The following is a 14095-nucleotide window of genomic DNA, read 5'->3' as shown; positions in this document are numbered from 1 at the left end:
ATGCTACGTTTAATTCGAGGTGCTTTTGTATGCGTTATTTCGTTCTTGGTGCCGGAAGTTGGGGATGTACAATTGCTCAAATGCTAAAAGATAACGGACATGATGTTTTGCTTTGGGCACATAGCGAAGAACATGCAAAGTTATTGAATACACGAAAGAAAATGCCACATCTTCCAGATGTCAATTTAGATGTGCCGGTAACTAGTGATATTTCTGTTGGTAAGAACTTTGACGTTTTAATTATCGCGGTTCCTGTCCAGTTTGTAAGGAGCGTGCTTGAGAAAATCGATTATGATGTTAGTATTGTTCTTAATCTATCCAAGGGTATAGAAATATCTACTGGTAAGAGGGTATCGGAGATAGTTCATGAAACCTTAGGATGTAACTACGCCGTCTTATCGGGTCCTTCTCATGCTGAGGAGGTAGCGCTTAAATTGCCAACAGCTGTTGTTGTGGTGGGAGAAATGGCTTCGGAATTCCAAAGGGAATTTTCGAACGATTACTTTAGGGTATACGTTCACGACGATGTTGTAGGTGTCGAATTGGCGGGAGCACTCAAAAACGTCATAGCTATAGCTGCAGGTATCGTTGATGGACTCGGTGGTTGGGACAACGCAAAGGCTGCCTTAATCACACGTGGATTGTATGAGATTGCAAGGTTTTCTATGGAATTTGGAGCCAACCCTCTCACTTTTATGGGGCTTGCAGGAATAGGTGATTTGATAGTCACATGTGGAAGTAAACACAGCCGAAACAGGCGTTATGGAGAGATGGTTGCAAAAGGATATGACCCGGTTCATTTATTGGCAGCAAGCAAAGAGATTGTGGAAGGAGCGTTTACATGTAAGGCTGTCGTGGAGAATTACGGAAACAAGTATGACCTCCCTATAATCAAAGAAGTATACGAAGTGATTTACAATAGAAAATCTCCGATTGATTCGATAAAATCATTGATGAGCAGGTCTTTGAAGCTAGAAATGGAGGAAGTAAGAAGATGGTTGGAAAAGAGTTTGAAAAGCTTGTAGAAATCATGGCAACATTGCGCGGAGAAAACGGATGTGAGTGGGATAAAGCTCAGACACATGAAAGCTTGAAGCCATACTTAATAGAAGAAGCGTACGAGGTGCTCAACGCTATTGATAACAACGATGATGAGGAATTGAAAGAAGAACTTGGGGACGTACTTTTGCAAGTGGTTTTTCATTCACAAATTGCCGCAGAGCGTGAAGCATTTACAATCGAGGATGTTATAAAGACGCTTTCTGACAAGCTTGTAAGACGTCATCCGCATGTATTTGGTAATGCACAGGGGTATTCATATGCACGTTGGGAGGAAATAAAGGCAAAGGAAAAAGGTCAGAAAAAACGTTCAAGTATCGGGGATGTGAACCATGCTTTACCTGGGCTTTCTTTGGCTCGAAGGGTTCAAGAGAATGCAGCTGGCGTAGGTTTTGACTGGACGGAAATTGAGGATGTATGGCACAAAGTTGAGGAAGAAATAAAAGAATTGAAAAACGCAAAAAATGAGGAAGAAATAGAAGAAGAAATGGGAGATTTACTATTTGCAATCGTAAACTTAGCAAGGTTTTTGAACGTGGACCCAGAAAGAGCAATCAGGAAAGCCACGGAGAAATTCATCGCAAGGTTTGAAAAAATGGAGAAAGAGATTGAGAAAGATGGAAAGAAACTGGAGAACATGACTGTTGCGGAGATGGATGAATACTGGAATAAAGTGAAATCGCAAGAATATAAGAAAGTTGAGGAAGTGAATGAAGGATGATAGTCTATGGTAGAAATGTATTGAAAGAGCTTTTTCAAAGTAAGCAACCGATAAAGATGGTGTATTTTTCCGAAAGTGGTGATAGAGAATTAGAAAATCTCATAGAAGAAGTTAAAAAAAGAAAGATACCGTATTCTGTTGCTCCTAAAAACGTCTTGAAGAGGTTGTGTGGCGAAGAAAAGAACCAAGGTATAGTGATTGACATCGGTGAATTTGAATACGCAGACGAAAACGATTTACCAGAAAATCCGTTTCTTGTTTTACTTGACCAAATCCAAGACCCACAAAACCTTGGCGCTATCGTACGAACCTGTGTTGCAGCTGGTGTAGATATGGTTGTATTAACTAAGGACAACAGTGCACATGTTACACCAGGGGCGGTTAAAGCATCTGCTGGTACAGTCTTTAGGGTACCGATAGCTATAACGGTAAACCTTTCTAGGTACATCGAAAAACTCAAGGAAAGAGGCATTTGGGTATTTGGAGCAGACATGAGAGGTAAACCTATATGGCAAGCGGATTTAAAAAGACCTCTAGCCCTCGTTTTTGGTAACGAAGGAAGTGGGATACGACAACTTGTTAAACAATCTTGTGACGAGTTGGTTTCAATCCCTATGAAAACTTCTATTGACTCACTCAACGTGTCCGTTAGTGCTGGTATCATTATATATGAGGTACTGAGACGGGAGATGATGAACGCTTAATTTTGAATTCTTAAATTAGAGAGATGGTGAATGATGATTATCATCTCAGGAAGTTCGTTAGTAACGACTGAGTATGATGTAGACATACTGATTACTACGAGTATAAACGGGTATAAATTTGATGTTCCTTACACATTCTACTTTGATGGGAACAAGGTCTACATCTATCAGTATGCTTTACATAAACACACCATCGATAAAAAAGTCGATGTGAAGTTTGATAATATAGTTTTTCGTATTTTGATTGGTACGGAGATAGGAGTAATTGAAAACTACGTTAAGAATCCTCCCACTCTTTTCATATGTTTTGAGCGGACAAGTTATCCTTCAAAATTCTTCTATAGAAAGGCGCAGATGTGGATTGGAGCCCAGGTTTCAAAAACAAACGTCTTCGGACATATTATCTATAACAATGTTGTCAATCGTATGCTATTTTCTGTAAACTCTGACGAGGGTGTAATCTTCGAGGGCACTGGTGTAGTTGTCCTCAACGACAGTTTGATTTTCTCAGATAAAAAGAAAGGAACATTTGAAAATCATGATAAGCCAACTGGGTAATAATCCCTATAATTAGGAAAAGAAAAAATTCAAGAGTCGGAGGTTCCCATGAGTATCAATGCACACAACAAGAGTAGTGAACTTTTTGAAATTGTTGCTTTCTGTTCTTCGGGGTTGGAAGGTGCGGTGGCATTAGAGCTTAAAAAATTCGGATATAAGGTCTTTTATTCCTCCTCCGGGAGGATATTTTTTAAAGCAAGGTTGGAAGATGTGCCTTTTTTGAACATGTATATGAAAACAGCGGACAGGATTTCGATATTGATTAAAAAATTCAAAGCAGAAACTTTTGACGAACTTTTTGATAATGTGAAAGATACAAATTTAAAAGCTATTGTCCAGAAGAACGCAAGAATTGTTATAGATAAACTGAAGATAACAAATTCAAAGCTTAGTGCAACCGGTGCAGTTGCTTCTGTTTTAAAAAAGGCAATCGTTGAAAGCTTAGGTGGAACTGACGAGAGTGGTCCTATCTATAGTTTCATCCTCGTTCTGAAAGATGATGAGGCACATTTACTGCTCGATACCTCTGGAGAAGCACTGTCAAAACGTGGTTATCGTTTAAAGACAAGTAAAGCACCACTTAGAGAGACTATAGCCGCAGCAATTATTATGCTTTCGAGATGGGATATGTATGGTAAAGGTGAAAATTTTGCTCTTTTTGACCCGTTCTGTGGCAGTGGCACGATACCCATAGAGGCGAGTACAATAAACTTGCCCAATCTAAACAGAAAATACATTTCTGAGAACTGGATGATTTTAAAGGAGGAATGGAAAAAATCAAGGAAAGAAGCTCTAAAAAATCTTCAAAATCTCTCTGAAAAACTTTCTCAAAAGATTATCAAAGGGAGCGATATTGACTGCCAAATTATACAGGTTGCTCAAGCAAACATGAAAGTTGCTTCCAAAATCTTCCAGACGCCCCTACCTGTTGAATTCTCATGCCTGGATTTTAAAGATTTGTCCGTATTTACCGAAAAAGCTTGGGTAATTTCGAACCTTCCATACGGTCAAAGGTTAGATGATGGGAAAGTAATCAAGGATATAAAAGTTTTGAGAGAAAAGTTCCCGAATGCGAATTTCTATTTACTACACCCTGACAAGGATTTTGAGAAAATCTTTGGAAAGGCTACTAAAAAGATAAGGTTCCAAAATAGCGGTCTTTGGACGTACCTTTTTATGTATTATTAAAGACCTCAAAAAGAGGGTGTTAGTATGCTGCTTATTGAAGAATTTCTTGATAATTGCTATGAAATATCAAGAGAAATAAGTGAAGAGGTTCTAAACGCTCTCATCGAATATATTGAAGACAACTACGAGAAGATAGATGACCCCCTTCTTTCTGACGTCGAAATACGGGTTAAGCTCGAAGAATTTAGAGACTACATAATCGAGGCAAAAAAACTTTCAACACAGCGTGCACTAAAGAGACTTTCTCATGTTCGAGGGATGGTTGAACGCTTTAAATATAACTTTCTAACATACTCCATCACTTGTGAAGATTCGGATTTTGCTAAACCATTGGATCTTCCTATAAAATATGCAAAAGGTGTAGGACCGGCAAGGGAAAAACTACTTAAAAAGCTTGGAATTGAAACTATAGGAGATTTAATCAGTTTCTTTCCAAGGGATTACGAAGACAGAAGAAAAGTCATACCACTAATGTATGTTCGAGAAAACGAAAAAATTACAACTAAGGGAGTTTTGAAGAGTGTAGAAAAAAACAAAAAGGGAGACTTGGTAATTGTTAGCGCACTTTTGCAAGACGGAATAAACCAGGTTATTTTGAAGTGGTTCAACCAAGAATTCAAGGAAATGGAAGTTAAACAACTTGTAGGTAGTGAGGTCTATGTAACGGGAACCGTTAAAAGAGGTTTTTTTGGAGCGATGGAGATACAAAATCCGGAGATTTCGTTAAGTGATTCTCCAGAAAGAACGATTCTGCCTGTATATTCGCTAACTGAAAACTTAACGCAGAAGACTATAAGAAAAATTATCCTCGATAACTTGCCCAGCATATGTAATTTGAGGGATTTGATACCAAAAGAAATACTTGAAGAAAGAAAGCTTATTGATGTTTGGAAGGCCTATACTGGGATGCATTTTCCAAAGAGTTCTTTCCATTACAAGATATCTCGAAAGCGTCTGGCATACGAAGAGCTTCTTTTGTTTCAAACAGCTTTATATCTATCGAAAAGAAATGTCAAACAAGTTGGTGGAATTCCTAAGAGTTTTTCCGGTAAGCTTGCTGAGGAATTTATATCAAAGTTACCGTTTAGACTTACGAACGCACAAAAGAGGGCACATGCAGAAATTCGCGAAGATATGAGAAGTCCAGACCCGATGAATAGATTACTTCAAGGAGATGTGGGTAGCGGTAAGACGTTAGTCGCTGAACTTGCAATAATAGATAACTACGAGGCAGGTTATCAGAGTGCATTTATGGTTCCTACTTCTATTCTTGCTATCCAACATTTTCAAAAACTCTTTAACCATTTGACAGACCTTGGTATCAGGGTTGCATTGCTCATTGGTTCAACCTCTCAAAGGGAGAAAGAAAAGATTAAGTTTGCTCTAAGAAACGGGGATTTGGATGTAGTAGTTGGCACTCATGCATTAATTCAGGAAGATGTTCACTTTGCAAACCTCGGTCTTGTAATAATCGATGAGCAACATAGATTTGGTGTAAAGCAGAGGGAAGAACTGATATCGAAAGGAAAAGTTGTCGATACACTTATCATGACGGCAACACCTATTCCAAGGACACTTTCTCTTACGCTCTACGGAGACCTGGATGTGTCTGTCATTGATGAAATGCCTCCAGGCAGGAAGGAAATCAAAACGTTTACATTGAGGCACACTCGAGCAAAAGAAGTCTACAAATTCGTTAGAGAGCAAGTTCTTGAAAATGGAGACCAAGCTTACATAGTTTACCCTCTGATAGAACAATCGGAAGCAATCAACGCGAAAGCAGCGGAGGATATGTACCGTACGTTAAGCAAGGAAGCGTTCCCTGATATTCCCATGGGCTTGCTCCACGGACGGATGTCTGACGAAGAAAAGAGTGATGTAATGAATAAATTTGTAAGAGGAGAAATCAAGATATTGGTCTCAACATCTGTTATTGAAGTTGGAGTTGATGTGCCTAACGCAACGATAATGGTCATTGAAAACGCTGAAAGATTCGGGCTTGCGCAGTTACACCAACTTAGAGGAAGGGTTGGCAGGGGTGAAAAACAAAGTTACTGCTTCCTAATCGTGAGCGAAGCAGGTGAGGAAGCATGGGACAGATTGCAATTTTTTGCAAGTACAAATGATGGTTTCAAGATATCAGAATACGACTTGAGATTGCGAGGACCAGGTGAATTCTTTGGAACGCGCCAACACGGCCTTCCAGAGTTCAAAGTGGCAGATATTATATCAGATACAGAGCTAATGTTAATAGCTCGGGAAGATGCTAAGCGCATAGTTGAAAATTATCCAGATAGTGAGATAATAAGAGAGGTATATGAGATTTATGGAGAGCGAATCAGGTTTTTGGATGTTGGATAATCTTACAAGATGTGCTATAATTAATTAGCAAATAAATTCACAACAAAGCTCAAGGGAGGTATGATGGGATGAAGAAGTACACAAAAACTCACGAATGGATCGATACGGAAACAGGAAAAGTAGGAGTCTCAAACTACGCGCAGGAACAACTTGGGGATATTGTTTACGTAGAACTTCCAGCTGTTGGTAAGGAAGTTAAAAAAGGAGATAGAATAGTATCACTTGAGAGCGTCAAGGCAGCTGGCGATGTGTATGCCCCAGTCAGCGGTAAGATAGTGGCAGTCAACGAGAAGGTAAACGCAACACCAGAATTGATAAACCAAGACCCAGAAGGTGAAGGTTGGCTCGTTCAAATAGAGATATCGAATCCTGCAGAACTTGACGAGCTTTTGACAGAAGATGAATACAAAGCCTCATTGTAAGGTCATAAGGATGTGGTATAAATGACAAATGTGAACGCATATTCTGTTTTGATGTTCATAGCGAACATAGTTTTAGCAGTGCCTATACTACTAGCGGTGATACAACAAGCAAAGGCATCTATGAATATTGCAAACGTTGTTTCAGCAGTCTACATTCTTATCTCCCTTGGTTTCTTTTCAGGAGATTTCAAGCTTTTCTTCTCAAAGTTAGGACTCTCTATATCGCCAGTAGCCTACGTAATTTTGGCTGTTTTTACTTTCCTAATTGCCAAGGATTTTGGCGAGTTGAGAGTCAGACAAGGTATGAGAAAAGCAGTCTTAATGGGTGCAATAATGATTGTTCTGAATGTTATTGACATTTTCTGGGTAAAAAGCGCAGCACTTATACCGCTTTTCTCAATTACATGGGCTTACGTTATAGTGATTATCGTCGGTGTAATGAAATGGAACATTGAATAATTCTTCAGGTAGAATAAGTCGATAAGAAAGCCCGTGACAACAACAAGTCGCGGGCTTTTTTCTATCGAATTTGTGGTATAATATGAAAAAGGCAATACCTGGAAAATATAAAGCTTTCTCAAGCAAAAAGAAGATTGGAGGTGTGAATGTGAGAAAGACGAAGATTGTTGCGACTATTGGACCGGCAAGTGAATCAGAGGAGAATATTGTTAAACTCTTAGAATGCGGAGTTAATGTCTTCAGGTTAAATTCATCACATGAGACAATAGAGATTCACAGAGAAAGGATTAAAAGACTGAAAAAGGTAAGAGAAAAAGGATATCAATTTGCCATACTCTTAGACTTAGCTGGTCCAAAGATAAGGACGGGAAAATTTGAAACTGATTACGTAACGCTTGAAGATGGGAAAGAAGTAGAGATTGTATGTGGTGAGGAATTTATTGGAAATGCCCAACGTTTTTGGATAAACTACGATAAGCTCTACGAGGAAATCAAACCTGGGGAAAAGATATTAATTAATGATGGGGCAGTTTCTTTAACGGTTAAGGACGTCGATAAGTCCAGAAAAGCCATACTATGCGTAATTGAACGTGGAGGAACGATAACGCACAAAAGAGGTGTCAATCTTCCAGGTGTTGACATCTCTATACCATCTGTTACAGACAGGGACAAGGAATTTATCAAACTTGGAAATGAGGAAAGGATAGATTACTTCGCACTTTCATTTGTCAGAAAGGCAAAAGATGTCGAGGATGCGAAAAGCCTAACAGACATCCCTATAGTGGCGAAGATAGAGACCGCACAAGCTTTAAATAACCTTGAAGAGATTGTAATCAAAGCGGATGCAGTGATGGTTGCACGTGGGGACCTTGGAGTTGAAATTCCTGTAGCTCAGGTGCCAATTGCTCAAAAACGGATAATAGAAGTTGCGAACCTCTATAAAAAACCTGTAATTACCGCAACTCAAATGCTCGAAAGTATGATAAATAGCGCCACTCCGACGAGAGCAGAAGTAACTGATATATCGAACGCAATTTTAGATGGAACGGATGCCGTAATGCTTTCGGCGGAGACCTCAATTGGTAAGTACCCATGCGAAGCTGTACAAGTTATGGATGAAGTAGCTAAGAATACAGAATCCTTTATGGAGGAATATGAAGCATTTAGACTTGATTGGCTAAAGGAGTATTCATCGAGTTTGGATCTTCCAAGTGCCATTTCCTACGCAGCGACGAATCTTGCTAAAAACATCGATGCGAAGCTCATAATAACTGCAACAGGAACAGGAACAACTGCTATCCATGTCTCTAAATACAAACCATCGATACCCATAATGGCTGCAACAAATTCCTATGAAACGTTCTGTAGGTTATCGTTAGTTTGGGGTGTGGTTCCTGTAATGCTCGAAAAAAGCTTAACAACGGATGAAATGATAGAAGAGGTTACGAAAAAGGCTAAAGAATTAGGGTTTGTTCAGCCTGGTGATAAGGTTGTCATTGTTGCTGGTATTCCTTGGGGTAAACCAGGGACAACAAATACGGTCCAGGTCCAAGAAATCAAATAAAATTAACCTAGGTGCCAAAAAAAAACTACTTGAATTTGCAAAGAGAATTGGTATAATATACCACGTAGTGGTTCCTACCGTGGTGTTACTCGACTGATATAGCAATTAAAATCAAAATAAAGGAGGAAGCGGTCATGGCAAAGTGTGAAATTTGCGGAAAAGAACCAAGAGCAGGTAAGAATGTCAGCCACTCCAACAGGCACACAAACAGATGGTTCAAGCCGAATGTTCAAAAAGTGAGAGTTCTACTTGAAGACGGAACGGTGAAAAGGATGAACGTTTGTACAAGCTGTTTAAAAGCAGGTAAGGTCAAAAGGTACGTAAGCAAATCACAATCCGTAGCGGTAGAGGCATAAAAAGCGGGGAAACACCCCGCTTTTTTTGAAAGCAAATGAGTGATGATTATGGTTTTGAGAGTAAAAAACTGGTATAAAGCTTTAATACTTTTAGCGATAATTTTGAGCACACCTGTTGTGCTCTATCTTTTTTCTTTGCAGTTATCGAATTTAATGCTCTTTGCACTTCTGACAGCTTACGCTGGACTCGTCTTCTTTTTGATAGAGAGTTTTATATTAAAGTTGGAGGTTTCAAAGGACAAACTTTCAACAATATACTTTTCAATCCCCTTAAGTGATATAATTGACGTTGAAGACGGGTTTTTCGAAACAAGGATAAGAACACGGTGGAAGGTGTATAGACTACCACCTATTGAGGGTGTGAAGGTGGTTTTTCCAAACAGTTCGAGAAATATGGTTAAATAGAAGGATTGGGAGGCGCTGCTTGTGGAAAGTAGAAGAACATACGCTGTGATAAATGTTAGAAATTATATCGACAACCTCCGTTTCTTCCAAGAGCATTGTGCACCAGCAAAGGTTATGCCTGTTGTTAAAGCAAATGCGTATGGCCATGGTGCAGTTATACTGTCCAAAGCAGCAGAGCGGGCAGGAATAGACTATTTTGCGGTAGCATTCTTAGAAGAAGCAGTTGAATTGCGAAAACACGGTTTGAAGTCTAACATTCTAGTTTTTAATTACATAGAACCAGACATGCTTCAAATAGCTTACAAACAAAATATAACCATAACACTTTACTCTTGGGAACAACTTTGGCGGTATTCGAAAGAAGCATTCAAGCCAAAATGTCACGTAAAAATAGACACTGGAATGCGCAGATTAGGTATTCTTCCTGCCGAAGCGACAGAGTTTGTTGAAGCGGCACGGAAAGCCGGATTTGAAGTTGAGGGAGCCTATACTCACTTTGCTGTGGCTGATAGTTTGGAAGAGTCGGATGTAGCATTTACTAAAAAGCAGGCAGAAGAGTTTTCGAAGCTCGATTTGGATGTCAAGATAAAACATGTTTGCAACAGTGGTGCTGGTATATCAAAAGTTGCCAATTGCTTCGATTACGTCAGGGTTGGTATTGCAAGTTACGGTTTACAACCAGGTGATACCGTCAGGAGCGATAAATTGAAACCCGTACTCTCATGGAAAACAGTTGTTTCACACGTGAAAACCATAAAACCTGGAGACACGGTAAGTTACGGTAGAACGTTCACCGCATATACTGAAATGAGAATTGCGACTATTCCTGTTGGATACGCTGATGGATATTGGAGAAGTTTATCGAACAAGGGATATGTATTAATACACGGGGAAAAATGTCCAATCGTTGGAAGAGTCTGTATGGACCAGTTTATGGTAGACGTTAGCCATTTGGAAGATGTTAAGATAGGCGATGAGGTTGTTTTGATTGGCAAGCAAGGCGTTAACCAAATTACTGCTGAAGAAATAGCAAAACTAGTAGGTACGATAAACTACGAGGTAACCTGCAGAATTTCCGAACGGGTACCAAGAAAATACGAGGGGTTGGAATTGTGAACGGATTTAGAGAGGCTCTAGAAAAGCTTAGGTCTCCTTACGTGGAGGAATTGAGAAACTGGATTGACAAAGAAATCGATGGAATATACAAGATTAAGAGCAAAAAACTCCAAGAAGCAAAAGATGGTAAGAAGTTTCTTCTCTTAACGTTGGAAGACAGAACCGGAAGCGTCCGAGCTGTTGACTGGTACAACGCCGAAGCTAACGACGAAAAACTCCAGGTTGGGCACGTTGTTAATGTCAGAGGAAAAGTTGTGTATTTCGAAGAGCGTGTACAGATAAATGTTTTAAACGAGCAAGACGCTATAAAGAAACTTTCTGAAAACGAATACGATATTGAGCGTTTTGTTAGGAGCGCTGAAAATGTTGAAGAAATGTATAAATCAGTTCTAAGGCTGATTGATACAATCCGAGACGAAGATTACAAGACAATTCTTCAAAGATTCTTTGTCGAAGACAAAAATTTTGTGGAGATGTTTAAAAGTTCACCAGCTGGAATGAGGATACATCATGCGTACAAAGGTGGATTGTTGGAGCATTCGTTGTCTGTTGCGAAACTTGTGGATAGTGTCTGTAGGATTTACAATCAACTTGATAGAGATTTGCTCGTAACAGGTGCATTGTTACATGATATTGGAAAGGTTAAGGAATATGCAGTTAACTCCAATGGTATAGAAGTGACAACTGAAGGCGAATTGGTAGGACATATCGTCATAGGAATCGAAATGCTTGCTCAAAAGGCAAGGGGAATATCCTATGAGAAGTTCTTAAAATTAAAACACCTTATCGCGTCCCACCATGGTGAATTTGAGTGGGGTTCACCTGTGTTACCAAAAACTCCCGAGGCACTTGTGCTTCATTTTATTGAAAATATGGATTCCAAGATTAATCGTGTAATGCAGATAATAGACAAGGAGGATAAGGAAAAAGATTGGAGCGAATACGACTCCAATCTTAGCAGAAGATTCTTCCTTAAATAAATGAAAATAAAAAAACAAATGTGGTTATGTGAATCTTGAATTGTTGTTTGCTCGACTTTGAAATGTTATATGCATATGTAATGATAAGGAAGTAGGTGAAAGTTATGGCAAAATCTAAGACCAAAGATAAAAGAGACGAATTAGAGAAACAGAACCGCCGACGGGGTACAGAGGAACAACACGGAAACGAAGATTCAAAGACTGAAAAGAAAAAAGTTATTATCGTTGAATCACCCGCGAAAGCGAAAACAATAGAGCGAATTCTTGGAAGTGATTATCAAGTCATATCTTCAAAAGGTCACATCCGAGACCTTCCACAAAAACAGTTCGGTGTAGACCTTGATTCGCTTAAACTAGACTTTGAGATTATACCCGGCAAAGAGAGTGTTGTCGAACAGATAAAGAAGATAACTTCAGGGAAAGAAGTATTACTCGCTTCCGACCAGGACAGGGAAGGGGAAGCTATTGCTTGGCATCTCTCGACAATCCTTGGGGTTAAGGGAAGGAACAGGATTACATTCACCGAAATTACCGAGCGCGCGATAAAGGAAGCTGTTAAGAACCCAAGGGAGATAGACATGAACAAAGTCAATGCACAGCTTGCTCGAAGAGTGCTTGACAGAATAGTGGGTTACATGATTAGCCCTCTTCTTTGGCGTATCATAAAGGATGCAAAGAGTGCGGGAAGAGTCCAATCGGCAGCTCTGAAGATAATCTGTGAACGCGAAAGGGAAAGGCTTAGATTTGTCCCGCAGAAGTATTTCAAGGTTTGGATAGATATCGCGGGTTTAAAAGCTTACTTAACAAAGATAGACGGTAAAAAGGTGAAACCCACAGACATAAATGAAGAGATTGCAAAAGATGTAGTCAAGCACGTAAAAAGCGTCCGTTTAGTGGATATAGATATCAAGGAAGTAAAGAAAAATCCACCTGCACCGTTTATAACCAGTACGTTGCAACAAGATGCGGCAAGCAAGCTCGGCTTCCCAGTTTCCAAAACGATGCGAATAGCTCAAGAACTGTACGAAGGCGTTGATACAAAAGAAGGTCACATAGCGTTTATAACCTACATGAGAACAGATTCAACGAGAGTTTCTGACGAGGCGAAAGAGGCTGCAGAAGCGTTCATTTTGAGAAATTTCGGGAAAGAATACCTAAATGAAATTGCAAGCGAAACTTCTAAGAAAAGCTCGAAGACGAAGGGAAAAATACAGGATGCGCACGAGTGTATTAGACCAGTTGATATAAATATCACCCCAGAAAAGGCGAAAGAACTGTTGGATAGCGACCACCGTAAATTATACGAACTGATTTGGAAGCGATTCATTGCATCGCAAATGAGTAGCGCAGTTTACAAACAGTACAGCTACGGTTTTGAGAGTGGTAATTACGTTTTTGAGGCAAGTATAAGAGAACGGATATTTGATGGATTCGAAAAAATTTACACATTGGACAACGAACCCAGTGAAGAACATAAGGAACTTAAGGTTAACGAAGAGTACTCGGTCGAAGTTAAAACAGCGGAATCACAAACAACACCTCCTGATAGATACACGGAAGCTTCACTCGTTAAAACGTTAGAAGCAGAAGGTATAGGTCGACCAAGCACGTATGCAACGATTATTCAAACTCTTCTGGATAGAGGATACGTTGTTAAGAAAAGAAAGACACTGGTTCCCACAATTCTTGGATTTGTTGTGAACCATTATCTTGAGCAGAGGTTTCCTGACATAGTGGACAAAGGATTTACCGCAGAGATGGAAAAGGACCTCGACGAAATTGAGAACGGTAAGAGGGATTGGAAAGAGGTTGTCAGGACGTTCCTTAAGGAATTCAACAAAGATTTGGAAAAAGCCAAGAATGAGTTTTTCGCTATAGATTTTGATACGGATATCCAGTGTGAAGATTGTTCAGGTAACTACAAGCTCAAAGTTGGAAAGTTCGGCTTATACTTACACTGTCCACATTGTAAAACAAACAAGGCTTTAAAATCGGATATATTCGGAGTCATAGATGGTAATAAGCTTTATGTGGTGAAAGAGCAGAGTTCAAACGAACAGGATGAGTTAGAGCAAGAAAGTCAGCAAGCAGCCAACAAAGAAAGTGATACGCAAAGAAAGAATTCATCAAGTAAATACAGTAAAAAAAGAAATTACAAAAAAAGAAAGAAAAAATAACAAAAACAAAATATCGATGAGGAGT

At 39.5% G+C, this 14095-nt stretch carries 14 protein-coding genes; all 14 read left to right on the top strand.

Annotation, left to right across the window (positions count from 1 at the left end):
• The first annotated feature begins 29 nt into the window (after positions 1–29).
• On the top strand, positions 30–1025 hold the full coding sequence (locus JM64_RS09170; RefSeq protein ID WP_064012348.1) for an NAD(P)H-dependent glycerol-3-phosphate dehydrogenase: 996 nt from the start codon (positions 30–32) through the stop codon (positions 1023–1025).
• On the top strand, positions 995–1780 hold the full coding sequence (mazG, locus tag JM64_RS09165) for a nucleoside triphosphate pyrophosphohydrolase (RefSeq protein WP_064012347.1): 786 nt from the start codon (positions 995–997) through the stop codon (positions 1778–1780). Before JM64_RS09170 ends, mazG begins: the two co-directional genes overlap by 31 nt.
• Entirely contained in the window at positions 1777–2484 is a 708-nt protein-coding gene (rlmB, locus tag JM64_RS09160) for a 23S rRNA (guanosine(2251)-2'-O)-methyltransferase RlmB (RefSeq protein ID WP_064012346.1), read from the top strand. The genes mazG and rlmB overlap by 4 nt, the downstream gene beginning before the upstream one ends.
• A 30-nt stretch (positions 2485–2514) precedes the next feature.
• On the top strand, positions 2515–3042 hold the full coding sequence (locus tag JM64_RS09155; protein ID WP_231882377.1) for a hypothetical protein: 528 nt from the start codon (positions 2515–2517) through the stop codon (positions 3040–3042).
• 48 nt (positions 3043–3090) lie between these two features.
• Positions 3091–4230, top strand: coding sequence for a THUMP domain-containing class I SAM-dependent RNA methyltransferase (locus tag JM64_RS09150; protein ID WP_064012345.1), 1140 nt, complete (start codon positions 3091–3093; stop codon positions 4228–4230).
• 24 nt (positions 4231–4254) lie between these two features.
• A complete protein-coding gene (gene recG / locus JM64_RS09145; protein ID WP_064012344.1) occupies positions 4255–6591 on the top strand; it encodes an ATP-dependent DNA helicase RecG in 2337 nt (778 codons plus the stop codon).
• A 68-nt stretch (positions 6592–6659) separates the two neighbouring features.
• A complete protein-coding gene (gene gcvH / locus JM64_RS09140) occupies positions 6660–7013 on the top strand; it encodes a glycine cleavage system protein GcvH (RefSeq protein ID WP_064012343.1) in 354 nt (117 codons plus the stop codon).
• 21 nt (positions 7014–7034) lie between these two features.
• On the top strand, positions 7035–7472 hold the full coding sequence (locus tag JM64_RS09135) for a hypothetical protein (RefSeq protein WP_064012342.1): 438 nt from the start codon (positions 7035–7037) through the stop codon (positions 7470–7472).
• Positions 7473–7620: 148 nt separating this feature from the next.
• Positions 7621–9036, top strand: a complete 1416-nt coding sequence (gene pyk, locus JM64_RS09130) for a pyruvate kinase (protein ID WP_064012624.1) — start codon at positions 7621–7623, stop codon at positions 9034–9036.
• 134 nt (positions 9037–9170) lie between these two features.
• The gene (gene rpmB / locus JM64_RS09125; protein WP_029683915.1) at positions 9171–9392 is read left to right on the top strand and encodes a 50S ribosomal protein L28; all 222 of its coding nucleotides are present in this window, start codon (positions 9171–9173) and stop codon (positions 9390–9392) included.
• A 48-nt stretch (positions 9393–9440) separates the two neighbouring features.
• Positions 9441–9797, top strand: coding sequence for a hypothetical protein (locus tag JM64_RS09120; protein ID WP_064012341.1), 357 nt, complete (start codon positions 9441–9443; stop codon positions 9795–9797).
• Between the two features lie 21 nt (positions 9798–9818).
• Complete coding sequence (gene alr / locus JM64_RS09115) at positions 9819–10913, top strand: alanine racemase (protein ID WP_064012340.1); 1095 nt, start codon at positions 9819–9821, stop codon at positions 10911–10913.
• Positions 10910–11893 carry a 3'-5' exoribonuclease YhaM family protein gene (locus JM64_RS09110; protein ID WP_064012339.1) on the top strand — a complete coding sequence of 328 codons (984 nt, stop codon included), beginning with the start codon at positions 10910–10912 and terminating at the stop codon, positions 11891–11893. Before alr ends, JM64_RS09110 begins: the two co-directional genes overlap by 4 nt.
• A 104-nt stretch (positions 11894–11997) precedes the next feature.
• On the top strand, positions 11998–14070 hold the full coding sequence (gene topA, locus JM64_RS09105; protein ID WP_064012338.1) for a type I DNA topoisomerase: 2073 nt from the start codon (positions 11998–12000) through the stop codon (positions 14068–14070).
• The last annotated feature ends 25 nt before the right edge of the window (positions 14071–14095 follow it).

Origin of the sequence: Fervidobacterium pennivorans (genome assembly GCF_001644665.1) — a bacterium.
GTDB classification, from domain to species: domain Bacteria; phylum Thermotogota; class Thermotogae; order Thermotogales; family Fervidobacteriaceae; genus Fervidobacterium; species Fervidobacterium ngatamarikiense.
Note: the sequence above shows the minus strand (reverse complement) of the source record. Positions and strands in the feature narration are given on the sequence as shown.